This window comes from Cohnella rhizoplanae (assembly GCF_948329515.1).
Taxonomy (GTDB): domain Bacteria; phylum Bacillota; class Bacilli; order Paenibacillales; family Paenibacillaceae; genus Cohnella; species Cohnella rhizoplanae.
In genome coordinates, this window is sequence record NZ_CAOJCN010000020.1 from 1 (window position 1) to 26,611 (window position 26,611).

General features: G+C 49.0%; 23 protein-coding genes and 1 pseudogene. 18 read left to right on the forward strand and 6 right to left on the reverse strand.

Annotated elements, in window-relative coordinates; all coding sequences use genetic code 11:
- Positions 1 to 72 precede the first annotated feature (72 nt).
- The 15 genes and pseudogenes from PQG80_RS22440 to PQG80_RS22510 all read left to right on the forward strand — a co-directional run bounded on the left by PQG80_RS22440 (position 73) and on the right by PQG80_RS22510 (position 16,403).
- The gene (locus PQG80_RS22440; protein WP_271753885.1) at positions 73 to 360 is read left to right on the forward strand and encodes an HPr family phosphocarrier protein; all 288 of its coding nucleotides are present in this window, start codon (positions 73 to 75) and stop codon (positions 358 to 360) included.
- A pseudogene (locus PQG80_RS22445) lies at positions 357 to 1,427 on the forward strand (putative PEP-binding protein); the annotation flags it as partial. The gene PQG80_RS22440 and the pseudogene PQG80_RS22445, both read left to right, overlap by 4 nt.
- A gap of 112 nt (positions 1,428 to 1,539) precedes the next feature.
- Positions 1,540 to 2,088: a putative PEP-binding protein gene (locus PQG80_RS22450; protein WP_271753886.1), complete on the forward strand. Its 549-nt coding sequence runs from the start codon at positions 1,540 to 1,542 to the stop codon at positions 2,086 to 2,088.
- On the forward strand, positions 2,072 to 2,803 hold the full coding sequence (locus tag PQG80_RS22455) for a helix-turn-helix domain-containing protein (RefSeq protein WP_271753888.1): 732 nt from the start codon (positions 2,072 to 2,074) through the stop codon (positions 2,801 to 2,803). The genes PQG80_RS22450 and PQG80_RS22455 overlap by 17 nt, the downstream gene beginning before the upstream one ends.
- A 344-nt stretch (positions 2,804 to 3,147) precedes the next feature.
- Positions 3,148 to 3,963, forward strand: a complete 816-nt coding sequence (locus tag PQG80_RS22460) for a GntR family transcriptional regulator (RefSeq protein WP_271753890.1) — start codon at positions 3,148 to 3,150, stop codon at positions 3,961 to 3,963.
- 71 nt (positions 3,964 to 4,034) lie between these two features.
- Entirely contained in the window at positions 4,035 to 6,080 is a 2,046-nt protein-coding gene (locus tag PQG80_RS22465) for a hydantoinase/oxoprolinase family protein (protein ID WP_271753891.1), read from the forward strand.
- Entirely contained in the window at positions 6,077 to 7,753 is a 1,677-nt protein-coding gene (locus tag PQG80_RS22470; RefSeq protein ID WP_271753892.1) for a hydantoinase B/oxoprolinase family protein, read from the forward strand. The genes PQG80_RS22465 and PQG80_RS22470 overlap by 4 nt, the downstream gene beginning before the upstream one ends.
- Positions 7,754 to 7,836: 83 nt before the next feature.
- Positions 7,837 to 8,784, forward strand: a complete 948-nt coding sequence (locus PQG80_RS22475; protein WP_271753893.1) for an SIS domain-containing protein — start codon at positions 7,837 to 7,839, stop codon at positions 8,782 to 8,784.
- A 4-nt stretch (positions 8,785 to 8,788) separates the two neighbouring features.
- On the forward strand, positions 8,789 to 9,766 hold the full coding sequence (locus PQG80_RS22480) for a carbohydrate kinase family protein (protein ID WP_271753894.1): 978 nt from the start codon (positions 8,789 to 8,791) through the stop codon (positions 9,764 to 9,766).
- A complete protein-coding gene (locus tag PQG80_RS22485) occupies positions 9,753 to 10,589 on the forward strand; it encodes an ABC transporter ATP-binding protein (RefSeq protein ID WP_271753981.1) in 837 nt (278 codons plus the stop codon). Before PQG80_RS22480 ends, PQG80_RS22485 begins: the two co-directional genes overlap by 14 nt.
- Positions 10,579 to 11,406: an ABC transporter permease gene (locus PQG80_RS22490; protein ID WP_271753895.1), complete on the forward strand. Its 828-nt coding sequence runs from the start codon at positions 10,579 to 10,581 to the stop codon at positions 11,404 to 11,406. Before PQG80_RS22485 ends, PQG80_RS22490 begins: the two co-directional genes overlap by 11 nt.
- Before the next feature lie 17 nt (positions 11,407 to 11,423).
- Positions 11,424 to 12,626, forward strand: coding sequence for an ABC transporter substrate-binding protein (locus PQG80_RS22495; RefSeq protein WP_271753896.1), 1,203 nt, complete (start codon positions 11,424 to 11,426; stop codon positions 12,624 to 12,626).
- Positions 12,627 to 12,639: 13 nt separating this feature from the next.
- Entirely contained in the window at positions 12,640 to 13,653 is a 1,014-nt protein-coding gene (locus tag PQG80_RS22500; protein ID WP_271753897.1) for an aldose epimerase family protein, read from the forward strand.
- A gap of 530 nt (positions 13,654 to 14,183) precedes the next feature.
- The gene (locus PQG80_RS22505) at positions 14,184 to 15,161 is read left to right on the forward strand and encodes an InlB B-repeat-containing protein (protein ID WP_271753982.1); all 978 of its coding nucleotides are present in this window, start codon (positions 14,184 to 14,186) and stop codon (positions 15,159 to 15,161) included.
- Positions 15,162 to 15,554: 393 nt separating this feature from the next.
- Positions 15,555 to 16,403, forward strand: a complete 849-nt coding sequence (locus PQG80_RS22510; RefSeq protein ID WP_271753898.1) for an LPD29 domain-containing protein — start codon at positions 15,555 to 15,557, stop codon at positions 16,401 to 16,403.
- A 165-nt stretch (positions 16,404 to 16,568) separates the two neighbouring features.
- Here the strand turns inward: PQG80_RS22510 and PQG80_RS22515 are convergent, their stop codons facing one another.
- Positions 16,569 to 16,916 (reverse strand): hypothetical protein, encoded by a 348-nt coding sequence (locus PQG80_RS22515; RefSeq protein ID WP_271753899.1) that lies wholly within the window; start codon positions 16,914 to 16,916, stop codon positions 16,569 to 16,571.
- 320 nt (positions 16,917 to 17,236) lie between these two features.
- On the opposite strand from PQG80_RS22515, the gene PQG80_RS22520 reads away from it, so the two are divergent.
- The gene (locus tag PQG80_RS22520; RefSeq protein WP_271753900.1) at positions 17,237 to 17,674 is read left to right on the forward strand and encodes a DUF4362 domain-containing protein; all 438 of its coding nucleotides are present in this window, start codon (positions 17,237 to 17,239) and stop codon (positions 17,672 to 17,674) included.
- Between the two features lie 76 nt (positions 17,675 to 17,750).
- On the opposite strand, the gene PQG80_RS22525 is transcribed toward PQG80_RS22520, so the two are convergent.
- A complete protein-coding gene (locus PQG80_RS22525) occupies positions 17,751 to 18,374 on the reverse strand; it encodes a hypothetical protein (protein ID WP_271753901.1) in 624 nt (207 codons plus the stop codon).
- Positions 18,375 to 18,390: 16 nt separating this feature from the next.
- Positions 18,391 to 19,080: a zinc metalloprotease gene (locus PQG80_RS22530; protein WP_271753902.1), complete on the reverse strand. Its 690-nt coding sequence runs from the start codon at positions 19,078 to 19,080 to the stop codon at positions 18,391 to 18,393.
- Between the two features lie 810 nt (positions 19,081 to 19,890).
- On the opposite strand from PQG80_RS22530, the gene PQG80_RS22535 reads away from it, so the two are divergent.
- A complete protein-coding gene (locus tag PQG80_RS22535; RefSeq protein WP_271753903.1) occupies positions 19,891 to 20,280 on the forward strand; it encodes a helix-turn-helix domain-containing protein in 390 nt (129 codons plus the stop codon).
- A 565-nt stretch (positions 20,281 to 20,845) separates the two neighbouring features.
- Positions 20,846 to 21,826, forward strand: coding sequence for a tyrosine-type recombinase/integrase (locus PQG80_RS22540; RefSeq protein WP_271753905.1), 981 nt, complete (start codon positions 20,846 to 20,848; stop codon positions 21,824 to 21,826).
- A 956-nt stretch (positions 21,827 to 22,782) separates the two neighbouring features.
- Here the strand turns inward: PQG80_RS22540 and PQG80_RS22545 are convergent.
- The 3 genes from PQG80_RS22545 to PQG80_RS22555 all read right to left on the reverse strand — a co-directional run bounded on the left by PQG80_RS22545 (position 22,783) and on the right by PQG80_RS22555 (position 26,605).
- A complete protein-coding gene (locus PQG80_RS22545) occupies positions 22,783 to 23,010 on the reverse strand; it encodes a hypothetical protein (protein WP_271753906.1) in 228 nt (75 codons plus the stop codon).
- A 36-nt stretch (positions 23,011 to 23,046) separates the two neighbouring features.
- On the reverse strand, positions 23,047 to 24,558 hold the full coding sequence (locus tag PQG80_RS22550; RefSeq protein ID WP_271753907.1) for a YVTN family beta-propeller repeat-containing protein: 1,512 nt from the start codon (positions 24,556 to 24,558) through the stop codon (positions 23,047 to 23,049).
- Between the two features lie 520 nt (positions 24,559 to 25,078).
- Positions 25,079 to 26,605: an alpha/beta hydrolase family protein gene (locus PQG80_RS22555; protein ID WP_271753908.1), complete on the reverse strand. Its 1,527-nt coding sequence runs from the start codon at positions 26,603 to 26,605 to the stop codon at positions 25,079 to 25,081.
- Positions 26,606 to 26,611: the final 6 nt, after the last annotated feature.

The window sequence follows — 26,611 nt, forward strand, 5'->3', positions numbered from 1 at the left end:
GCGAAATGGGTTTGCTTGCGTTTGAGATCGAACGTTAACCGCAATGAATAGGAAAGGATGGGAAACGGTAAGATGCAAAATCAATTCGTCATTCAAAATCTGCTGGGGCTTCACGTGCGCCCGGCCAAAGCCATCGTTGCGTCGGCCTCGCAATTTAATTGCGCGATCCACCTGGAGAAGGGGGGCGCCCGGTTCAGCGCGAAGAGTCTGATCGGCGTCCTATCGGCCGGCATCAAATTCGGCGATACGGTGACCTTGATCGCCGAAGGAGAAGGAGAGGCGGAAGCCATGAAGACGATCGGCGATTTGCTCGCTTCTCCGATTGAAGAGAATCCTGCCAAGAAGGTGCAGCAGCCATGATCTTGCAAGGCGTCCCCGCTTCCGCCGGCTATGCGATCGGCAAGGCGCGAGTCATTCGCAAGAAGGACCACTCGCGCCAGTCGGTTGTCAGAATAGCTCCATCGGGCGTGACGAAGGAGCTTGAACGGCTCGAAGCGGCGCTGACTCGCGCTGCGGACGAGCTTTCCCGATTGCATGCGAAGTGGATTCGCGACAATAGGGAACAAGAAGCGGAGATATTCGAGGGGCATTTGTATCTGATCCGAGATGAAGAGCTGCTGGCTTCGGTTCGGACCAAGATTACGGACGAGCTTTTACAGGCGGAGTTTGCCGTTGGCGTGGCTGCGGAAGCCATCGCCTCCAGATTGAGCGAATTGGACGACCCGTATCTACAATTGCGCAGTGCCGACATTCGGGATATCGGCGATCGGATCTGCCGTTGTTTATCGAATAAACCGGTTGAGCGGACGGAGTCGAACAACGAGCGGGAGATCCTGATCGCCGAGGATTTATTGCCAACCTATATCGCGCAGCTGGATGAAGCCGCCGTAATCGGCTTCGCCACATCGTTGGGGGGGGCAACCTCGCACACCGCGATTATCGCCCGGTCTTTGGGACTGCCCGCCGTGATCGGCGCGGGCGCGAGTCTTGAACAAGTGAAGGACGGCCAAACGATTATCCTTGACGCCGTCGCAGGAACCGTGATACTCGAACCTTCCGAAGGCGATCTTGCGAGGTATGGCGAGTTAAGCGAACAGCATCTTCGCCGAATGAATACGTTGCGATCTTATAAGGACCGCCCTACGCGAACGAGAGATGACCACCTCGTCGAATTGACGGCCAATATCGGATCGGTCAAAGAGGCTTTGTCCGCCGCAGATCAGGGCGCAGAAGGAATTGGCTTATTTAGGACCGAGTTCCTGTTCATGGAGAGAAATGATCTGCCGGACGAAGAAGAGCAGTATCGGGTCTACCGGGACGTCGTACAGGCGATCGGCCCCGAGGCCCCCGTCGTTATTCGGACGATGGATATCGGCGGGGACAAGGAACTGCCTGCGCTGAATTTGCCCCAAGAACAAAATCCGTTTCTAGGGTTCCGGGCCATACGGATCAGTCTGGAAAAATTGGATCTATTCAAAACGCAGCTTGCGCGCAATACTGCGCGCAAGCGCCATCGGGAACGTCAGTATCATGTTCCCTATGATCTCGACGATGCAGGAGTTGAACAGCGCGATGGAGGCGGTGGAGGCATCGAAGGCGGAACTCGCCCAAGAGGGGGTGCCGTTCAACCGCGCCATTCCAATCGGGATCATGATCGAGGTGCCGGCCGCGGCGATCATGGCCGACCGCTTCGCCAAGGTTGTCGATTTCTTCAGTATCGGAACGAACGATCTTGTTCAATATACGATGGCGGCCGACCGTATGAATACGAAGGTCATGCACATGAATAACAGCTTGGAGCCTGCCGTACTGAGGCTGATCAATAATGTCATTCAAGCCGCCGTCGCCGAACGGATCCAAGTGGGGATGTGCGGAGAAATGGCGGGGCAGCCGATGGCGATTCCTCTGTTGCTGGGGATGGGATTGCAAAAATTCAGCGTGAGCGGAAGTTCCGTTTTGGCCACGCGCAAACTGATCTCACGGATCGATCGGCGCGAATCTCAAGAACTATTGAAGGTTGTTCTGGAGCTGGACGATCCGGAGGGAATTAAAGCGTGCGTGGAGAAGTGGTATGAAAGCAGGCAATGATGATGAATCCGCGTTGAAGCGATGTTGTCCGATGAGTATACTAGAGGACTTTGGCTTGCGCTTAAAGGAGCTGCGGCTGCGATCGAATATGACGCAGGACGTGCTTGCCGCCCGTTCGGGTTTGGACCCTACGTATATCGGTGGGGTAGAGCGCGGCACGCGCAATATCTCCCTCAAAAATATCGAGCTGCTTTGCAATACGCTGGATGTCGACATAGGCTATTTTTTCCACCATGAGCGATTTCCCTTTGATGCGGCTTCTCTGAAAAAAGCGCTGGAGAGGCCGTTCGAGGAGCGTTTTAACTATCGTGTCGAAGCGGCGGACAATCTCATCGCTTGGCAAGTAACGGGCGCGATCAGTTTAGATGAAGTCAAGCAAATCTCCTCGGATCTGAAAAACGCCTGTCTGCGGCTTGAGTCCGGAAAAGTCAAATTGCTGGTCGATAATCGAAAGATGATGATTCACAGGCAACCGATCGTTTTCCAGCAGGAGGTCAGAGAGGAATGGGAGGAGCTCCAGCGGTGGTTCCTGCCTCATTGTGAGCAAGTCATCGTCCTGTGCAACTCCAGGCTGATGCAAAACCAAATGAACCGGCTGGCCAGTCGGAGCGGGATCATTAAAGTACAGAAAAGCTTATTCGTCGAGGGAGAAGAATGGCTGAACGACAAGCTCGAAACAGGTTCGTTATTCGAGATGCTTTTGCCTAAAGAGTAAATTGAAGGTTAGCGGGCAAAAACAATCAAGCTGGTTTCGGTGTTGCGCCGGGAACCAGCTTGTTCTGCTTTATTTGCCGCTAGCCTTTTGGCTTTTAATCGGGCATTATCACGCAAAAAGATCATTATGGATGCACTCACTTGTAAATCGAAGTTAGATAAACTAACACGCGGAATGACGGACTTAATAAAACCGAATTTTGAATAGAATGTTACCGCATTCATTTTTTTTTAATAATCAATCGATTTATTCGCGTCATGAATATTGACATATTTCATCCGCCCCTTTATTATCTAGTTAATACAAATTTGTATCTTACTAATAACAACAATAAGGGGGGCTGCTTGCTGGACGCAATTGATCGAACGAGTCCAATTCCGCTCGTGCACCAATTAACCCAAATACTAAGAGAACAGATCGCAAGCGGAGCGTTCCCGCCGCAGTCGTTGTTCCCGACCGAGGAACAGCTAACGAACAAATACGGAGTAAGCCGAACGACCGTCAGACTTGCGCTGAGCAGTCTCGTGAATGAAGGCATTATCTATCGGGAGCAGGGCCGGGGAACATTCGTGAACGCTGCGCCGCTGACGACCGAAGTGCGCGGCAACTATTTGAGGAAGCATGTAGCACGCGACGTGAGGCAAGTGAAGAGCACTAGCTTCATTATTGAGTCCGCCGGCATGGTGCCGTCCTCGAAGGTCATTTATTTTGCGGCGGAGCTTCCGTCGGAGAAGGTTGCGCAAAGTCTCGAAATTCGCCGGGAACATGCCGTGTGGTATTTTGAGCGGGTCCGATTTGCCGACGATCTGCCCATACTGCTGGAGCGCGTTTGGATTCCGCAATTCCTGTGTCCGGACCTTACGGAGGAACATTTGAAAGGCTCGCTGTGGGAATACGTCTCCAATACGTACGGCTTCGAGTTTCAGAACGCAAGCCAGGTGCTTAGAGCCATATCGTTAAGTCCGGCGGATGCGCTGCTGCTTGACGAAAATCAGGGAGCGCCCGCTTTGTTTGTCACCGGCATTACGTATTTGAAGAACGGAAAACCGTTCGAACATGAAAATACGATTTATAACAGCGAGGCAATGGAATTTTTAATAGAACTCAGCGAGTCATCCGAGTATGCCAGAATCCGCAAAGCAGAAGAAACGCTATTCTAATCGAATGAGCGTTTTTTTCCAGAATAATTTGTTCCTACATTAAGACAACAAATTTTGAAAGGGGCTTTACTTTGGATTCCAAAAAACGATTGGCAGTAGAAATCGGCGGCACGTTTACCGATATTATTCTGATCGAGCAAGCGGGCGATCAAACTTCGCTAAAAACGCTGAAGGTACCCTCTACGCCGAAATCGCCAGAATTGGGCGTCATTCGAGGCGTGGACGAACTGCAGTCGGATTGGAGCGATACGGTCGAATTGCTGCACGGGTCGACGGTCGCGACGAACGCGGTTTTAGAGCGCAAAGGGTTTAAGGCGGCGCTTCTTGTCACGGAAGGGTTCGCCGACATTCTGGAAATCCAGCGCGGCGACAAAGAAAATATATACGATCTCTTCTACCAGCGGACGCCGTCCGTCATTCCTCGCAATCACGTATACCCCGTTCATGAAAGACTCTCGCATCGCGGTGAAATCCTGACCCCGATTCGGGAGGACGATATCGCCGCGATCGCGGACAAGCTGCACGCAAACGGCATTCAAGCCGTCGGCATTTGCTTCCTCCACAGCTATGCCAATGCCGAGCACGAACAAAAAGCAAAAATGGTGCTCGAATCGCGGATGCCGGACGCCACGATCATCGCCTCCTCGGATATACTCCCCCAGTTCCGCGAATACGAGCGGGCCAGCACGACTTCCATCAGCGCCTACATCGCACCGGTTATGATTCGTTACGTCGAATCGTTGCAGAACGAGCTCCGCCGCCGGTCGTTCAACGGAGAGATTATGATTACCCAATCCAATGGCGGCATCATTCCGGTTCATGCGCTTCGGAACGAGGTAGCCCGAACCTTGCTGTCGGGCCCGGCGGCAGGCGTGACGGGAGCCATCTACATGGCTGAGCAGGCAAACATCTCCGATATTATTACGTTCGATATCGGTGGCACAAGCGCGGACGTATGTCTCGTGAACCGGGGCGTCCCGATGGTCTCGACGGAAAATAAAATCGACGGCCTGTCGATCGCCGTCCCGATGCTCGACATTACGACCGTCGGAGCGGGCGGCGGAAGCATCGGCTGGCTGGACGACGGGAATATGCTTCGCGTCGGCCCGCACAGCGCAGGTGCCGATCCGGGGCCTGCATGCTACGGCCGGGGTGGGACGCAGCCTACGATTACGGACGCGCTCGTGTACCGGGGATTCATTCGACCGCAGCATTTTGCGGGGGGCTCTTATCCGCTGGACGTCGATGCGAGCAGGCGCACGTTCGACGAGTTGGGAGCAAAGCTCGGCGTATCGCCCGAAGACGCGGCGGAAGCGATGGTGCGCATCGTAGAGGCGCATATGATTCAGGCGATCCGGCTCGTATCCACCGAACGCGGCTATGACGCCCGCAACTATACGCTGGTCGCCTTCGGTGGCGGCGGCGCGCTTCACGCCGCGAATCTGGCCGAGGAGATCGGAATGAATCAGGTGCTGGTTCCTCGCTATGCCGGTATTCTGTCCTCGTTCGGACTGCTCGTCGCCGACATTATCCGCGATAACGTCCAGACGCGGGTTACGTTATGCAGGGATACGGACGCCGCATTCGTGAACGGAGAATTCGACCAGCTTAAATCGCGCACGGCGCAAGATATGTCCGCATATGGATTGCACAGTGCAGAAACAATATATCAGTTTAGCTGCGATGTTCGATATCAAGGGCAGGCGTTCGAGCTGCCGATCGACCTGGACAGCCCGGCTACATCCGGCGAGACGATTGCCGAGCAATTCCATGAAGCTCATCTAAAACGCTACGGGTACAAGTCGCCGCATATTCCCGTCGAGATCGTGAACTATCGCATTCGGGCGATCATCTCGCGCAAGGACAAAACGGGAGACATGTTAGGCTATCGGCCTGATCCTTCTCTCTCGGCTGTCGAGCAGAATCAGGTACTGATTCAGGGTAAATGGGTGACCTGCAGCTTCTACAACTGGAACGGCATTTCTCCGCTCGCGCCGGTGCAAGGTCCGGCAATCGTGGAAGAGAGCTCGACGACCTGCTACATCCCGACCGGATGGGCCGGCTACATGCTGAGAAACGGCAGCCTGCTGCTGATAAAAGAGGAGGCAACGCGATGAGAATCGATCCGGCGCTTTTTAATATCGTCACGAACAATTTGCTGGCCATCGCCAAAGAAATGAGCGCGGATTTGCTCCGAAGCGCCTATTCGACGGTCATCCGCGAAGCGGCCGATGCGTCGACGTTTCTTGCGGATGCCAAGGGCCGAATCATTGCCCAATCACAGAACATCCCTCTTCATATGAACTCGGTAAGTCCCGCGCTCAACGGAGCGTTAAAAAAAATCAACGCCGACGCACTGACCGAGGACGACGTCATCATACTTAACGATCCGTACAACGGCGGCCAGCATCTGTCCGACATTTACTTGTTCTCGCCAGTGTTCTGGAATGGTCAGCTCATCGCATTCTCCGGCAGCGTTGGCCATCACGTCGATTTGGGCCATTCGCCGGGCTTCAACCTGTATGCGCGCGATATTTTCGAGGAGCGGATGCGCTTCACGCCGATTACGTTCTCCTTGTCCCGCGACTGGAACGGAGGATTAATGGAGCAGATTATTCGGGCGAACATCCGCATTCCGGACGACACGATCGGCGACATCAACGCGCAGCTGATCGCGAACGAGACGGGGCGCCGGCGACTCCATCAGCTTTTGGAGCGATACGGAAAGGAAAGCATACTCGCGATTTGCGAGCAATTTTTGGACTATACGGAAACCGCAATGAGGCGCTCCATCAGTCAGGTGCCGGACGGCAGATACTATGGCACGGATCAAGCCGACGACGACGGCATCGGCGATACGCCGGTCGTCATACAAGTTTGCTTGAACGTATCAGGAGATACGTTAACCGTCGATTTTGAAGGCTCCTCTCCCCAAGTGAAGACGGCAATCAATGTGCCGTGGGCTTCAACCGTTTCAAGCACTTACTCCGCGCTGAAGATGATTTTGTCCGACCCCCTCATCCCCTTTAACGACGGCGCCTATCGTCCCATTCAAATTACGGCGCCGAAGGGAAGCATCGTAAATCCGATCGAATTCGCGCCCGTAGAAGGCCGCAACGTGCTGGTTATGCGTATTTTCCAGGCGATCTTAAAAGCGTTGTTCCAGGCGATTCCTCATCGCGTGCCCGCGCCCGGCTACGATCAGCGTACCGAACTGGATATGCATTGGCGCGGCGACAAGTTCTACGCGATCAGCGAACAGCTGGGCGGAGGATACGGGGCCGGTCCGAATAACGACGGCGCCGATCAATTGGACGACCCGCTCGGGAACTGCAAAAATACGCCGGTCGAAACGCTGGAAATCGCGACTCCGTTTTTGCGCGTAACCAGATACGAACTCCGGCCGGATTCCGGCGGCGCCGGCGCAACCCGCGGAGGACTTGGCGCCTATCGTTCGTACGAATTTTTAGAGGATGACGTTCATGTATCCGTATACTCTGATCGCTTCAAATACCCGGCTCCGGGTATCCTTGGCGGGCATGACGGAGCCTGCGCATTCTTGAAGGTCACTCGTGTGAACGGCGACGAGGAATTTCTGCCGCCTAAAGGCAGCGCGGTCGTCCATCGGGGAGATCGTTTGGAGATGGCGATCGGCGGCGGAGCCGGCTACGGTTCGCCCCTGGACCGCCCGCGTAACTTAGTGGAATTGGATATCGAACGACGCAAAGTGACGCCCGAGGCTGCCGAAAAGCTGTACGGTTTGCTACCGGAGAAGGAGAGACATCTATGAGTTTAGAGGCCCTGGTAGAAGACATAAAGGAACAGCCGATCTCTTTATCCAATCACGTGGAAATGATCGAGCGGGTAATCGGCATGGTCAAAAAAATCGACTTAAGCGGCGGATACGTATTTACTGGAATCGCGACATCCTTTTATGCCATGCAGGCAATGGAGATGTGGTTGCGAAATATCGGAAAGTTTAATGGGGCGCTCGTCAATACAACGGATTTGCTCGATTACGATTATCCGCTTGCCAAAGATATGCGTCCTCTGTTTGTTATGAGCAGGTCTGGCGAATCCGCCGAAATCGTAAGACTGGTCAAATCCGTCTCGCCGGATCGGATCGTGATCGGAATTACGGAAAACGCGGCAAGCCCGTTGGCGCAAAGGGCCAACCACCTTTGTCAGTTTCACGCCAACGAGGAAGCCTTCACGAACACCAAGTCGTTTACGCTGTCGTTAGCTTACGCGCTGGCGATAGGCATCGGACTCGGATACGAATTTCCGATTAAACCGTCCGCATGGGTCGGCGAAGCGGTGACCGCACTGAACGAAGCGATGAAGCAGTGGGATCGGGCGGAACGGATTGCCGCCATGCTGCTGAACAAGGAAACCATTCTAATCGAAGCCCAGGGCTATTTGACCGGCGTGGCGAACCAAGCGTCGCTCGACTATCAGGAGATCCAGGTTCCATCGATTCCTGTTACGGGAGGCACGCTTCGGCACGGTACGATCGAGCTGCTGGCGCGGGACGACGTTGCCTTGCTTGTGCTTGCTCCGATGGACGGAACGCTAAAGCGCAAAGTAGAGCTGCTCCACGACATTCACGTCCGAAACCGGAACGTCGCGGCTGTTATTTCCATGGAGGCACAGCAGATCCCCTCCGACCTGCCGACCGTTCTTTTGCCCGGGATTCGCAAGGAGCTGCAGCCGCTCGTGTACGCCTTTGTCGTTCATATGATCTATTCCAGTTATGCCCGGATGAAGGGATTAACAACGGTACAGCCCATTCTCGTGGACAAAGTAACCCGAAAGGAGTGAAACAATGGCTTCAACTGTGATCGGTATCGGCGATTTTACGGTCGACCTCTATCTACCCCGGCTGGATCGTTTGCCGGAATGGGGACAGGAGACAATCATCGGTGAGCCTCGGAGAAAACTGGGCGGCAATATCGGCAATATGGCGATCGCTGCCTCGGCGCTCAGAACGCCTTTTGCCGGGATGGGCTGGATCGGCAACGATAACGAAGGGCGCTTCCTTCAGGAGGAGATTCGAAGGCTGGGACTCCCGACGGAAGGCATGGCTCTTCATGAGACGGAGCGGACGAGTCAGACCTTCGCCTGCATCCGGAAGGACGGCGAGCGTTTGTTCCTTACCTATCCCGGCGTCTTGGATCGCATGGAGCAACTGTTCCGGGAGATGTCGCTGCCTTCGGGAAACATCGTATTTCTGTCCGGCTGGTGTCTCCCGCCGCGAGTGCCTCTCGCATTGTTTGTAGATCGGGTGCAAGCCTGGAAGCGGGAAGGAAGGCTGGTTGCCGTCGACTTGATCTGGTCCGAAGAGAGCTGGGCGTCCAGAGAGCCGGTGCTCTCGGCGCTGATCGCATGCGACGCTGTGTTTTTGAATGCGGACGAGCTCAGGGCAATCACCGCGCTTCAAGACGTCGACGATGCCGCAAAGCAGCTGGAGCGGACGCTCTCGGAGGCCTCGAATTCGGATGCGGCGCCACTCCTCGTCGTCAAAAAAGGGAAAGAGGGCGCATTGGCCATCCGCGAAGCTGTACGTTCCGAAGCGAGAGCGGCCATGATGGAGGTCGAACATACGGTGGGTGCGGGAGATCTGTTCAATCTGGCGTTCTTGCACGCCTACTGGATTAAGAATCGCGCGATCGCGGAAGCTTTGTCATTCGCTTGTACATTCGCCGGCCTGAGCATACAGAAAAACGCGGACGGTTGCCCGACGGAGAACGAGGTGCTTCATTATATCGCGAAGGGAGGCGTCGGCATTGATGGAAGCCGATAAGCGAACAGCAGGCATCGCCTCATCCGATCGAGCCGTCAAAATATCGCTTCAGCATATTCAAATGGTGTACGAGACGCGAAATCGGCAGATGGTTGCACTTCACGATATCAACCTGCACATCAAGGAAGGCGAATTCGTCGTGTTTATCGGTCCGTCGGGCTGCGGCAAATCCACGCTGCTGCGAGTCATTGCCGGGCTGCTAAAGCCTACCGCCGGCACCATGTTAATCGGCGGTAGGCCGACTGCGAAGCCGGGAGCGGATCGGGCGGTCGTTTTTCAGGATGATTCGGTATTTCCGTGGTTGAATGTCGAGCAGAACATCGAATACGGTCTTAAATTAAAAGGCATAGCCCGCGTTGAAAGGGAAGAGGCCGTAGACCGCTGTCTGCGGATGGTTGGTCTGACTCGGCACGGCATTCGCAAGATGCTGCCCAAGGAATTGTCGGGCGGCATGCGAAAGCGGGTGGATATGGCGCGTGCTGTCGCAAACAATCCGGACGTACTGCTGATGGATGAGCCGTTCGGAATGCTGGATGCCATGACCAAACAAAAGCTGCAGGTCGAGACCGTACAAATTTGGGAGGAGACGGGCAAAACCGTATGCTTCGTCACCCATGATCTAGAAGAAGCGCTGTTTCTGGCGGACCGCATTATTATACTCGGCGCAGATCCCGGCCACATTCATTTAGAAATCGATCCCTCCTTTTCGCGTCCGCGGCGTATCGGTTTGAAGATGACCGCAGAATTCCAGGAGAAACGGGGACAACTTCAGGATATTCTGAACGCGCTGTCCGGAAAAGGGGGCGAGGAGCTTGATCACTGAGTCGACGATAAGAGGCGGTACTAAGCCGCCATCATTAATCAGAAAATTCAAAACATACAAAGCCTGGGTCAAAAGCATTCCTCTGCTCCTTATACTAGTAATCTGGTATATCGTAACCCAGCTGGAGCTGGTCAGACCGTTATTCCTGCCGAGCCCCGAAGCGGTTTTACGCTCCTACGTCTCCTTGGGACCTTCGCTTCCTGAAGCGACCTGGACAAGTCTCTCCATGATTTTTACAGGATTTTTGATCGGCTCTGCTATCGGCATTGCACTCAGCATCTTAATGGCTTACAGCAAAGGCTTTCTGTACGCATTCGGCACGATATTCGACCTGCTTCGCCCGGTGCCGGTGTTCGCGTTAATCCCCATGTTTGTATTATGGTTCGGAATCGGCGCCGCGCCTCAAATCGGATTGATCGCGCTTGGGTGCTCGATGATCATGGGGGTGACGACTTCGGAAGCGGTCAGGAACATTCCGAGCATTTATATTCAGGCAGCCTACACGCTGGGCGCGGATCGCAAAGCCGTATTCCGCACGATCGTTATGCCCAATATCGTACCTCACCTGGTAGGCGCGATACGCCTGGCGGCCGCCTCTTCCTTCGGACTAGACGTAGCGGCGGAATTTATGGGCTCGCAGACCGGTCTCGGCTACCTAATGATCGTGCAGCAGCAATATTTGAATACGAGCGGTATTTTCGCCATCGTCATATTGTACAGCGTTCTGGCTTTGATCGTGGATCGGTTGATCGCGGTTCTGGAATCGCGCCTTACGGCGTGGACCGACCGAAATCATAAAAACAGTGCATTGCACTAAGAAAAGGAGAGGGAGATATGGTAAAAAGATGGGGTATCATTCTGCTTTTCGTAATGTTGCTTGCATTAACGGCTACTGCCTGCGGCGGGGGGACGAAAGGCGACTCCAACGCATCCGCCGGAGCGAGTTCGGCAGCGACGGGCACTTCAGAGGCAGGCGCGACGGTCTCCGCTGAACCTGGAGAAGTCCGGAAGGTCAGGATGGCCGTACTGCCGTACTTCGACTATACCTTGTTCGTAGCCGCGCATAAGCTGGGGGTGGACCTGGAGCAAGGGATCGATCTGGAGCTCGTTCCTTTTGCGGGCGAGAGCCAGGCGGTGCAAGCCCTGCTGAACGGATCGATTGATGCCGTGCAGGGCGCGATGGGCTCCTTCGTACCGCTGCTTCCGAACGCCGACGATCTTCGGATCGTGCTGAACAATAACCAGTTCAAAGGCTTCGTGTATATCGGAAGAGAAGGAAAACTGAAAAGCTTCAAGCAGCTTATGGAGGAAAAAGGGAACGATTTTGCCGCTGCCCAAAAAGCGACGATGGAGCAGTTAAAAGGAAAAACGTTCATGATGGTCGAATCGTCCTTCAGCAGCATGCTGAGCTCTGCGTTGAAAAATGTGGGAATGACGTATGGTGACGTAAAGGTGATGAACTTCCAAAATGACGCGCAAGCGGCCACGGCTTTTCTGAGAGGCGAGGGGGATCTGTACACCGGCAGCTTGCCGCAGCAGATGAAAATTCTTAAGGAACCGGGATATATTTCGGTCGCAGGCAACGAAGCGTTGGGTGCAGCTGGACTTTGGTTTAGCAATTCGGCCGTGACGGCGAAGTATTTGAAGGAGCATGAGGACGTGGTGGAGAAGCTTACCGCTATCCATTACCGAATGACGCGGTACTTGAAGGAAAAGCCGGATCAAACGCTGCAGCCCATGATCGACTACGTCAAAACGAACGCCTCGTCCGATCTCACGATGGAAGATGCCAAGCAGATGATTGCGGACTTCGTCGTGTTCAATACGCTGGAAGAAGCGAAGGAAGGCGTCTACGCGGCTGATTCGCCGTTGTATTGGAAGAAGGCCGGAGATCTGTTTGTTGAGCAGAATGTCTCACTAGGCAAAATTCCGAAAAATTCGGTCCAAATCGATGAAGTCGTGCAGCAAGAAAACATCTTTAATCGTTTGCAGGCCAATCAGGCCCTGATGAAGTGGATCGAATCGCCGATTAAATGAGAAGGAGCCTGATATGAACGTTTATCAATTGAAAAACGCAAGCGGCATGTCGTTAAAGTTTCTCGATTACGGCGGCGCAGTCACCGAGCTATTGGCACCCGATCGTCATGGCCTGCTTGGCAACGTTGTGCTTGGCTTCAGCGATCCGCAAGAATACTTGAAGCCGCAGCCCTACTTTGGCGCCATCGTGGGCCGATACAGCGGACGTATTAGCAATGCCAGATTCGAGCTTGACGGCTTTGTTCACGAGCTGTCCGCCAACAACGGAAAAAACAGTTTGGCCGGCGGTTATAAGGGCTTCGACAAAGTCTTTTGGTCCGTTGAAGCGTCTGGTTCCAGCGCTCGGCTCCAATATACCAGCGCGGATGGCGAGGAAGGTTTTCCAGGAACACTTCGCACGACTGTTACCTATACATTGACGGACAACAATGAATTTCGCATCGATTACGAGGCGACTACGGACAAGGCTACCGTGCTGAACCTGACCAATCATTCTTACTTCAACCTGGCAGGCGAGGGGAACGGCAGCGTCGAAGGCCATCTGCTGACGATTCAATCCAATCGCGTGCTTGAAGTGGACGCCGAGCTTATCCCGACGGGGAAGATATTGTCGGTAGAGGGTACGCCGCTCGACTTCAGGAAGGCGACGACAATTGGCGCCAGAATCCGCTCGTCTCATCCGTTGATCCGGAATGCCAAAGGCTACGATCATAGCTATGTATTAAGCGGAGGGACAGAGCCTGTACTCGCGGCTCGCGCCTATGAGCCAACTTCCGGCCGAGCGATGGAAGTATGGACGACAGAACCCAGCATGGCATTTTATACGGGCAACTTTCTGGACTCGAGCCTGCTGGGGGCTTCGGGAAGACAGTACAGGCAAGGCGACGCGTTCACGCTGGAACCGAGGCGGCTGCCCGATTCGCCTAATCAGCCGGCTTTTCCCTCGACGGTTCTGAGACCCGGCGAAGTTTTTAACGCAACTACTGTTTATCGCTTCCATACAGATGCAGGTTCATCTCGCGAATAAGCATGTTTTGCACGGCTGTTTGCATGGGGACCTAAGCGGACAAGGAGCAGGGGCTGACCCCAAAATATCGTCGAATCAATTATCTGATAGACTGTCGACAAAAAGTCGGCAGTTTTTGCTGTTTGGCGTGCCCAGCGAAGTACGCATCTTCTAGCCGGTTAAAGTCCGGTCGCGGGAGGGGACAAGCCCCCGCGTAACTGGGATGTTGCGGATGGCGAAATCTGTGCCTAGAAGGGCATCGACGAAAGTAACCGTCAGAGACAGTGCGAGCAACAGGCCAGGCCGTAACATGAAGTGAATCCTACCGCGTCGTCAAAAAGGCCTCATCGAGAGGGAAATGAGCCTCGCCGAGGCAAATATGGACGAAGGTCATGGAATCTGTTAGGAACTTGGAGCGACAGCTGAGGCACACTGCGAGTTGCGGCTGCCGCCATCGCCCCCATTGCTCCAGAGTTAATTAGTGCTTGAACGGCTGCAGCAGCTGAACCCGTTGAAGCAACAAGATATGCAGAAGTAAATACTGAATCCGTATATGTTTTACCTATCCGACTGGCACCGAAGTGACGGTGACCGCAACCGCGGATACCGAATACGTCTTCACTGGCTGGAGTGGCGACCTGAGCGGCTTAACCAACCCAGCTACGATTACCATGAATGCCGACAAGCTCATCAAGGCTAATTTCGGAAAGAAAACGGACAAGTATACCCTAACCACCATAGCAGAGCATGGCGTCATTACGCTTGTCACCGAGCAGGAAACGTATAGTCCGGGGACGCAAGTCAGCTTGACCGTTACACCGCATGAGAATTATGTCTTTATGGGATGGAGCGGCGATTACGTTAGCACGTCCAACCCTTTGACCTTCATTATGGACGGTAACAAAACAATAACCGCTAAATTTGCCTTTGTACTGAAACCGGGACAGTATGAGAATGCAAATGTCGGCGGCGCAGTCGCCGGCACGACGGTTCATGAAGGAGCCTCCATGAAAGTGACGGGCTCAGGAACGAACGTCTGGGGCATGAGCGACATGTTCAGATATGTTTACCAGAACGTCAAGGCCGATAATGCCGCGATCGTAGCCAGAGTCGACGGAATGTCTTATTGGGGCAGCGCACCGCATGCAGATATAAAGGTCGGCCTCATGGTCCGTCAGACCGAAGCGGCAAATAGCGACCAACAGGGCATATTCGTGAGTGGAAGAGGGGAGCTTGTAAGCATCAAGCGCGACTTTTACGGAGCATGGTCGCAGATCATTCCACAAGATGCACCTCCTGTTAAGGTTACAGCGCCTATCTGGTTAAAAGTTGAGAAGACGGGGAATGTCGTGAAGACATTCTCGACCATCGACGGCGCCGAGTGGATTGAACGAAGCACGCACACCATGGCGTTTACGAGTCCGTATACAATGGGACTGGTTGTATCTGCAGGCGTGGACGGTCAGTTCGTTGAGGGAACCTTCAGTAACATTATGTGGCCAGTTCTGCCATCGCCTACTAATCAATAGAAATAACCACCAGAGGAGATCCGTGATTCCATCACGGGTCTTCTTTCTTTTGCCAAAATGAGAATTAGACCTCTCTATTAACAATGTTGAACATAGACCAGCCTTGTTCCATTGGATTTGCGGTCAAACTCTCCTGATTATTGCACTCGCCCATAGAAGAAATATCTGATGACTCTGCGTATCTGGTGGAATTTTAAACATTCTACTATTGTAGGAGGGGATAGCATGCAGGGAGTTTTGCTTCCGAGTCATCCACTTCATCACACAGAAGATTCAATACAAAGAATCACTAGATGACAGTCGGACGCGGCAGATCTCCAATAGCATCGTTATATTTATTTGCCTGGCTGCAAATTTGGACGGTCGCCGAGCGTTCAATAAGGGAGTAAAAACATGATGGAAAAAATCACGATAACCGGCATGGAGACCAAGCAGCACATTCAAGAGGCACTAACCTCGATCTTTCCAACTGTGAAGTTTTCTCTGATATCCAGTAAAGACTCCGTATTGGTCTCGTGGACGGATGGCCCTCTCACTTCTATTGTAGAAAAGATGCTTATTCGATTCGCACCATTTACGTCTAACCTGGATAACGAGGAGCATTGCGAAGCAACAGGATATGAGTGGAAGGGAAAACATTACATAGGAGCGCGGTATCTAAATACACATCGAAAATTATCGGACGCCCGACTTTCAGCTATCAAAGTTTATATGGAGAAGAATGGGTGGACAAAATATTGCAACGCCCATATTCCTTATCGGATAGAAATCGAAAAGGAGATGATCGCCACCGGGCTGCTGCTTGGCATAGAGCCAGTCGATCTTCCTGATAGGATGCACGATGAATGTCACGATGAGAACAAACGAAAAAACGAAGAGTCGGCTACATCAGTGCCGGATGCATTAAAAAAAAGTATTGAAAGTCCATCGAGGTCAGAACCAAGCAATGTTGTGCCACTTATTCAAAAGGAGATTGAACTCCCATTTCAGTTGACTGAGCAACTATCGGAGGTGGCTGAAATCTTATGGAACATAATTGAATTGGGAGACATCTTGGAAAAACCAATAGCGCTCAAAGAATTGGAGAAAGCTACCGAAGAAATGGTAAAGATTTGGACGGGGCTTAAACGAATTAATAAGTCGTTCCCGATTTTGCATACGTACCTGCAGCAACTATCGGAACAGATGGACAAACTTACACGATTGCATAGGGTTGGGCCGGAAACTCAAGATTTTAAATGACCACATTGTTTAAATTGAAGATAAACAATCGTACCGCAGAAGATGCGATCGATCGTCTGCTGCGGCTTTCGATGATTCGAAACACTACCTAACCCAGCATCAAAGTTTATTTTCCACCTTGCCATTTTACAACAAGGGTAACTGGTTTATTGGATTCTCCAGTTACTATCGGTTGCTCTTAGGAGACATTCTTTTCTCACAGCGCAGATCTAGAATACCATGCATTTCTGCAGGATTTCTTACATCGAGAAGCCTAACAGTCCCCTCAAGGGTAGTATGGAGCACATTCCCCTTTAGGCCAGAGATATATTGGAAAAGAACAGCAATAGGCGTAATCCCAGACCACCCGACGAAAGGCTTGTCAGGGTCAAGAGGGGCTATATTCTCCGTAGAAATAGTTTTCCAAAACGGCTCTTGTGTTTCATAACCCATCAAAATATATTCCAGATGCCTTCTATTAATCTCATGCACCAAGGCATCAAATCCGGCTGTATGAATGCCTTTCAACACCATGTAGTTCGGTCCTCTGTATACTTAGTGGATAAAGTAGGCATAGGATACGGACGTGACTTTGTTTTTCAATAGACATGAATGGTTAGAAAGCTGCATAGAATAAAGAACACGTTTATATATATGATTGCTGAAAGAGCTTCGTATAACTCATTTATAGGAAAATCTCTTAATGGGAGATTGCCCAGCTAAACGCAAGTGCTGGTAGATTAGGTCTTAGATTGCACATCATGACTAAAGATATAGGATAGAATAGTGAAGAATTCTTCGTCCAACTATGTACAATTAGTAATGAGGGTATGTAGGCATTTAGGAGGAATAGGATGAAAAAGACAGTTTGGTTTCTTTCAATTTTCGTTGTTTTACTTGGCACTTGGCTCGCTTATTCAAATCGATTGAATGTATCGAACAAGGAAAATGACTTTAAAGGCATTATTATTAAAAAAAGCGATAAAGGTGCATTGAGTAGAATGAATACGCTCTATGAGAGATTTATGGCTCATAAAGATGATTATTTAGTGATAATTGGATCTAACATCGACAGCGGGCCTGTAATAAATAACATAAGCTCAAACGGAAAGGCAATCGTATGGATTAATGATGCGACTAGAGATGTGTATGCGAATGAATCGATAGAAGTTTATAAATGTAAAAATTTAAATAGAACAGAAGAGAACGAAACGACAGTTTTTTCAGTTTCAAACTGTGAGGGGTTTAAGGAGAGCGATATAAAGGGCTCAATAGCCTTTTCAATTAAATAAATAAGAAGGGAAATATTGAGAATTCAAATTCATATTTTAAAAGAACAGCCGTGTTTATGCGGCTGTTCTTTCAATTTTATTTGACTTCCTCGATCATCTTCTTTACCTCATCATAAGATGCATTGTTCAAATTCGAAAATTCTTTTCCTTTATCGAACATCGGTCTCACCTTATTATCGTCATTAACTTTCAGATAACCGGCGATAGGATGCACGTCGATATACCTTCCGATTGGCTTGCTAAAAGCCAAGTTAAAGATTAGTTCATCGCCGATTTTCAGTTCAGGACGGAGGTTTATTTCATCTTCCGGTATATACATTGTAACTTCCTGATGACCAAGCTGTCCCTTTATTACATCTGACACTGAAATGGTATAGTTTGTGCCCGAACGGATATGAGTTGGCCTTCCACCCTGCGCTTCAACTACTGTCCTCTCCGGAGTACCTTCAATTAGCTGAATCTCTTCTTGAACATAGTCAGTTTTAATAATTTGTCCTTTGACAATCAGTGTCGAATGACTAACTAAGTCCTTCAAATTTTGGGGATCTAAAATTTGAATGAGTCTTCCACTTGTAGTTTCGACAATTCGAGACTTTACAGAGAGTTCATCTGCCGCCTTAGTTTTAGTTTTCGATAACTCAATACTGCTATAAACAGTAACAGCTAATGCCGCACTGACAATTAAAACATATTTTTTCATCTGGTTCTTCCTCCCTTTATTGATATCCGTACATTTCTTTTACTTCCCTTACTTCATGATTCTGAGGTAAGTAACTCAGCCCTAAAGCGTAATAATCATAACTCATTATTGAGGGGTCCGTATTGGGATTGGCCGGTTTATATTGAGGTAAATGAGAATGACCTAAAGCAAGGACATGACCGAGCTCGTGGCTCATCGTGAACCGATAGGTAAAAGCTGAGGCAGAATTAGGACTTGGATTTAAGTAAATATTTGCACCTTTAAGTTGCTTGGTGGAAGCACTCGCTGTAGCGTAGGAATTAATAGCCGAACCATTAGTATCATATAAATCTGTAACTCCTAAAGTTTCCGTAAAAGGTCCGTCAGGATACATAGTATCCCAGTATTGCTGGGTGGTAGTGGCCATATAAGTATTCGGAGCTGGTGTCGTGGTAGTAGTTGTAAATTCTCCGGGAACAGCAGAAGAGTGCCAAGCTGTGCGAGCATCTTCGAAATACGTAGCCCATGTTCCAGTAAGGCTTTGTTTATTAATCAAGATTTTCAAACGGCCTGTGCTCGAGTTTTTTGGAGTCCATCTAAGTTTAATCTCGGTCACGGATGAGCCACTTCCAGTAAAGTACATTTCATGTGCAAAAGCACTGGTACTTGTTAAGAACGCAAAAAGCGTAAACATACTCAGTAAAATGGTTAACTTCTTTGTCATCATAAGAACACTTCCTTTGCACTAATAGGTACTTATAAAACTGAACCCAAACATTCCCTTCAAACGGAGTTTAATTGCTTCACTTTAGCATTAACGGAATAGTAGAGTTCCATATTTAAGGCTTCATCATTTTAATCACCATCCTAGAGCAGGGTTGCTTTCTCCTCAAATGGTATAAGATCCCTTTTTATTTGAACATAGCTCATTGGTACTATTTAGTATAATTGGAATTATAATATATTTTTCTTTTGATTGTTATTCAATTAATATTTGCGTGTCTTATCATAACTAATTATTTTCTTGATTCAGTCACTTTGATGTCTTCGCTACGGTCTGTGGCGGAGTGTTAGGAGGGATGAATAACGAGATAAATATTCTGACAGTATAAACTTTTGATGCAGAACTGAAATAACCATTATCATTAGGATTACCAAAGGTGTTATACATCACTAATAGCATCATTATTAATGTTTATCCCTATAGTAAGTGGTTCATCTCAAAAATGTCGACGGACTATATGTATCCTTCGTCTTTTCTTAGAAAGATTAATTGTCAAACACAGACGGCCATTATCAGCAGTAGACGGATCAGATGCGTATGGTCCTTTATTAGAAACCGTCTTATAAAGCATGCATTTTAAGACGGTTCTAATACAGGGGCATCGTGCCCCTGGTTACGATCTGACTCAACCACTGCTGACAGTGACCGTCCGCCGGAGACGACCAAATTTGATAGATTTACAGTCGACTTCGCAGCTAAGACCAATTAAGATGGAGATATCGCTTGAGAATACACACCTAAGGATGTTGCCCGATGAGTGTATTAGAAGACTTCGGCATGCGCTTAAAGGAGCTGCGGCTTCGGTCGAACATGTCGCAGGACACGCTCGCCGAACGCTCGGGTTTAGACCGCAGCTACATCGGAGGCGTAGAGCGCGGCGATCGGAATATTTCGCTCAAAAACATCGAACTGCTTTGCAACACGTTGGATATCGACATCGGTTATTTTTTTCATCATGAGCACTTTTCCTTGCATGCGGCTTCTCTGAAAAAAGAGCTACAGCGGCCGTTACGAGATCGTTTTAATTATCGTGTCGAGGCAGCGGACAATCTTATCGCTTGGCAAGTAACCGGCGCCATCAGTTCAGAAGAGATCAGGAAAATCTCCCGGGATTTGAAGAACGAACGGGCAGCATTCCTATAATGCAAAAAATACAGGTTTGGGAAATAAAAAGACTCCTTGGTAAGATGTTTAAAATCAGCGAATTACTCAATCATAGCCACGACTCTCATCGTTGGGGTGGACATCGCCAAGTTCAAGCACGTGGCTAGAGCTCAGGACTTCAGGGGCCTCGAAATCGGAGTCGTGCAAGGGCGAATGCATAACTGGCTGGACCGCTATTTCCCAGAGTTCCTGATAGTGTGCCAAGGATTGGGAATGCAAGTCAGCGATACAGCTTCTTAAACGCAAGCTTCTGTCGGGTAAAATCGTCCATATATCGCTGGAATATATGAGACAGGTAGCGAAGCGCGGCGCCGGATTGAGCCGGATTCACCGGTTTAAAGAGACGGAACGCCGGTCTGTAGGTATTGAGCAAGGTAAGGAACTGGCCAAGATGGAGCTGCAATTGCTGCTTACGCAGTACTAATTTCTTCAGGAGCAGTTCACGGAGTTGTAAGCCAGAATGAACTTTAATTTTACTTCACAAAATAACTGTTTCGTGTAGTAAGTATATAAGGTATTATTGTTTTAAGGGGGCGATAGAAACGTGACAACTCTGACTATAGATGATTTGATTGATTCCTTTACTGTATATCTTGGAGTGAATAAAAATTACGCTAAGGGAACCGTTGAGATCTATAACCGCACTGTGGTTAAGCTTTCTTCCTGGCTCAAAGATACTAGAAACGTAATCTACATAGAAGATGTAACAACTAATGACCTTCAGCTATTTCTAGGTACTTTAAGACACTCCAATACGAAAGATAACGAAAATAAAAACAAGAAATCAATAAAAGCGGGAGCAATTTTTGAAGCGACCACCAGAGCGCGCATAATATCTGCACTAAAACAATTTTTTAAATGGGCAGTTAGGCAGCAGTACATTAAATACGATGTATCGCAATATATTGAAAACCCAAAACTCGGTGAACGCCTTCCCAAAAGCCTTACTTTACAAGATGCAATGAAATTTGAAACCGCAGCAGCTCAACGGAAATTTAGGGAAAGAGATCATTTGATTACTGTTATGTTTTTACTGTTGGGCCTTCGCGTCTCAGAATTAGTAAGGATCGATCTATCTCACATTAACCATGACGACGGGACGATAGTTATACTTGGAAAGGGGAATAAAGAAAGAAAATTGGCATTAACACCTAAGATTATAAAAACATTTGAAATATATAAGCCACATCGCCTTGAGATACTAAAAAAACGTAGCCAAATAAATGAGCAGGCGTTGTTTATATCAGAAAAACGTGGGCAACGATTAACTCGAAGATCCGTGGAATTGATTATTGAGGAAATTGCAAGAGCAGCAGGTGTAAAGGCAAATAATTATAAAGTAACTCCTCATAAACTACGGCATACTTGTGCAACCGTATTATACAACGATGGTGAAGGTGCAGATCTACTTGCACTTGCTGAATTATTAGGACATGAAGATCCCAAGACAACTACAATCTATACTAAAATAAATATAGAAAAAATGCGAACAATTGTAACGACAAACCCGTTAGAATCCACATAAGTCGAAAATACAAGCGGGTATTGACACAAAAATCCCATTTTGATGAACGGATTTGACAATAATTAGCCCCTATAATCGAAGTGTTGACACTAAAATACCATTGTGTTCGGAGTATTGACGCTAAATCACCATCATGCTTTTCGGTTCTGATATAATCTCCATAATTGCTTATGGTTCAAGTAGAAACTGATCAATTGTGACTCAGTTTCTTATGATTAGGGGGGATTTGTGTCAATTTTAAGGGGAGATTATTGTCATTTAACACATATTAACGTTCTGGCCCCGGGGGGGCTCAGCTCAATCTATGGACATCTGTATAAAATACGGGTTTTGTGAAATAGATGTAGTAAAAAGCTTGGATAGATGTAGTAAAAAGAAGATTACGGCGGCGTTCCACTGCTGCAATAAAAAAGCAATTCGGAAATCCGATTCCAGTTACCCAAATGCAACTTCCTGCAGTAACACCTGTAAATGTGACTGTTTTTAATGTTGTTGCAGTTGTGCTAATTGGTATCGCTGAACTTCCAGTTGTGTTTGGAATATTCTCGGATGCTTAAAATTCTCTAAAAGATCCTGTGGCGCCGGTCGCGCAGGCCGCGCCGGTCGCGCCAGGTTCACCTGTTGCTCCTGTCGCTCCAACTATTCCTGTGGCGCCGACTTTCATGATAGTCTTGCCTTTCTTGATTTCATTCAAGGGGCCGAGACAGTAAAATCCGCGATTCGTTTATGGTATGAGGCGCTTCCTTTCTGCCAAAAACTCTGTACTCGGCATTTAGTCATTCCTTGAAGCCCCATTTCCACGGCTCTCTTTTTCATTCCAAAACTGTAAGTAAGCAGTTTCTGCCCCTTCTTCGCCATAACGAAAGCACCCCCTAGAATAGATCGTCATTGAGAGGGTTCTTCTCAATGTCCATTCAAAGGGGGGCAGTTCAACGACGCGGAGGATTTTTTTCTCTTTAGAGAAACGGATTCCTTTCTAATTCAGATACCGGCATGACTCGCCCTTTATTCTCTGCTCCTGAATGTTCGTTTTCCTCCTGCAATACAATTGTGAACGTTCCCTTACCGGGAAGTAAGATTTGGCATATAGAATTCTGCTTGTTCATATTTGTCAGTCGCTGAATTAACTCTTCTGCCGTTTTAATTTCTATCACATGAATCACCTCTAATGTAAATTTATTCATTTCTTATTTCCTATATTTTTCGTTGTCAAATAAAGCTTATGGATATACCCCGATTGCGAATGGCCGAGCTCCAACCGGTACGGTAGCAATCACAGTATTAGTGTCTCCATCGATTACGGAAACGGTGTTATCATCCTGGTTGGATACATAAATACGATTGGTTATTGGATTGACCCCTACTCCATTTGGATTCGTTCCGACCGGAATGGTAACAATCACTGTGTTCGTTAGTCCATCTATAACAGAAACATTATCAGTATCTCGATTTGCTACGTAGATGGCATTAGTAAATGTATTAACGCCCACTTCGGCTGGAGTAGTCCCAACAGGAACAGTAGCAATCACCGTGTTGGTAAATCCATTGATAACTGAGACAGTGTTACTGGTAAAATTCGAAATATAAATACGGTTTGTATCTGGATTTATACCAATTCTAAATGGATTCACTTGCACTGGAACGTTAGTAATCAATGTATTGGTAACTCCATCAATTACAGAAACGGTATCCGAATTAAAATTGGCTACATAAATCAGGTTAGTGGTTGGATTGGCACCGATTCCAGTTGATAAAGTGAAACCCGGAATATTAATGGTAGCAATAACTGTATGGGTCAATCCGCTAATTACCGTAACATCTTCAGTTAAGTCCAATGAATTAAAATTCGCTGTATAAATAGCATTTGTAGCTATATTGACCCCTACATCCCCTGCTTCATCCCCAACTGGCACATTAGTTATCACAGTGTTACTATCTCCATCAATAACGGATATGTTGTCGCTGGTTCTGTTTGCAACATAAACACGTCCCGTTAATCGATTGACATCGACTCCCGCCGGATTAATCCCAACCGGAATGGCAGCGATCACAGCATTGGTTGCGCCATCAATCACAGAGACATCGTCACTGTTGAAATTGGCTACATAAATGCGATTGATTGATAGCGATCCTGCTGGCCCCGCTGGTCCTACCGGCCCTGTTTCTCCTTGAGGCCCTGCTGGTCCTACCGGCCCTGTTTCTCCTTGAGGCCCTGCTGGCCCTGCCGGTCCGGATTCTCCTTGAGCCCCCGCTGGTCCTGCCGGCCCTGATCCTCCTTGAGCTCCTGTTGGTCCGACTGGCCCCGTTTCTCCCCGTGGTCCTGCTAGTCCTGCTGCGCCGATTGCCCCCGCAAGCCCTGCCAGTCCTGAAGGTCCAAGCGCTCCTGCCAATCCTTCGGGTCCAAGTGCGCCAACTGCACCTAATAGTCCTGCTGCTCCTTGGGAGCCAAGTGCACCCGCAAGTCCTTGGGGCCCAATTGCGCCAATTGCTCCTGCCAGTCCTGCCAGTCCTTGCGGTCCAAGCGCGCCTACAAGCCCTTTAGGTCCAGCTTCTGCGATTGCTCCACCAAGTCCATGAAGTAATTGCTTTCCTTCCGGAGGGGGACACGGCACCTGCACTTCTTTTTTAAACACTTTTTTTTTAATACGTTTTAGACGACGTTTCTTTTTGTGGGGATGGCACACAATTCGCGTTTTCTTTTTACAACGTTTTTTCCTGACCGGACAACTCAACAGCAGCACCCCCTAGTAAGATGGTTCAGTGTACGTGAGTCGATTATTTTAGGCATGGACGAATAGCCGTTATTGTCTAGACTAAAAACTATTTTTAAAATATTGGAGATGCTTCGCTTTTGCAAAAATCCACTTCTCGGAATCGATGAAGCGGACCATTGACTTAAAGTTTGCCTTCGAGGGGGATAATTCGCACGAACACCAGGAGTGCCCTGCAGCTATTTTTAACCACCATACCATTCTAAAGAACTTGGAATACTCGTTTAACAATATATGTTCTTGAGCTTTTCGGCTAACGATATATGTTCTTGTCTTTCGAACTAGACAAGAACACGTATCGTTACAACAAAAAATCCGCGTTATACGCGGATCAGATACGATATATGTTCTTGTCCTCTGACATTATATTTCATTCTTCATCAGTTAATCTTCAATCATCTTCATCTCATTCAGTTGATCTTCTATTAATGCTCTACCTTATTATTCCATTTTCCGAGGTCTAAATTCAATAACACACGATTCAAGCCGGTTTGTTGCGCGAATATAATAGCGAGGTTGAGACTTTCACCTCCGGAAAGCGGCTATCCGGCCCTTTCATTAAGATTCCGCCTTGATTTTTTAAGTACATATCGAAGAAATCCAGCATATAGGCATTGATTACGGCATTCGCCCTTTCAGGCGCAATTTTTCCTGTTATGCCCAGCATTCTAAAAATCGGAGAAATGAATTGTACGTCGGTAAAATTCAAATGCTCCGTATTGTCGATATAGAGGAATTGTCCCCCTGAAGCAACTGTTGCACTCATCCGTTCGAGCTCTAGCTTTTTGTCTTCCGTTACTTGATCCATCCACTCTCTTGTGTTGCCCAGACGCTCAAGTTCGGTATCCGTGTAGACGTGGTTATCCCTCATCATTTTTAATCGTTCGAATTCGCTTTCCGAGTTGATGAACAAAAACGGCTTTCGCAGACCCTCTCTCTCGCGCAGACGATAGAGTCCTCCATCCAAGTCTATTCCAACCGCGATTCGCGGATCGTACGAAGCGTCATAGGCCGTCGCTCCGCCGATGGAATGACCGAACACGCCTACATGCCCGAGATCAATCCTCCCCTTCAGCTGACTGGGAATCTGCCCCGATTGGATGAGTTCGAATTGGTCCAGGGCAAACGTTACATCGTCGGTTAAAACTTTTCCCAATTTGTCGCGATTTCCGCTTTCCGTCCGGTAATCATGGTCGGGCGAAAATAAGTCGTTGGTTGTGCTGGTCGTGATTCGACCGTCCGGAAACTCGGTCGCAAATGTATTGTAGGTGTGGTCGATCACAGCCACGATATATCCGTGACTCGCGAGATTTTCGGCTTGCGACGTGTGGAGGAATCTAGAAGAGCCGAAACCGGGATTCGCAAGGATCAGCGGGTATGAAGTCAGAGCCGAAGAGATTTCGGCCCCTGAATAAGCATGACTGGATACGTATTTCAAGTGTTGAAGAGTAAACCCGGGAAGGCCATAGTTAGCGGCCATGTAACGTAAAATCCGTGCATCGGAAATAAATGGAGCGCGCTTGCCGGTGCCGGCCTGAGCCGGATACCATACCTGCACCATCAATTCTCTCTTTCCTGTCGGAGTTTGGCCGTATGCCTCATCACGCGCTGGATCGATGAAATGAAAGACCTGCGTGCCTACCTTCAACTCGCCGGTCGGTGCCGGAAGGTCGAAAACGGGAAACGCATAGATTAAGCACGCCGTTGCGATGAGCCCTATCCAGATAAAAATGCGGCCCAACATCCTACGAATTCTCGAGACAGTCCGAACGGCTTTCGGCATGATGTAAACGTCTTTAAGCGAGAGCATTAGCAACAGGATCGTAAATCCGTATAAAAACAAAAGCTGAATTCTATATCCTTCGATAAGCAAATGTAAAAATAAAAAAACGGACCCTGCTACGCTTGTCAGGAGCAAAGCTGTTCTTCGGATACGTGGATTGAAGATGATTAGGAATGCCAACAAACAAGCATTTGAAAAAAATAACAGCCATTCAAAAAGCCTCACGCCATC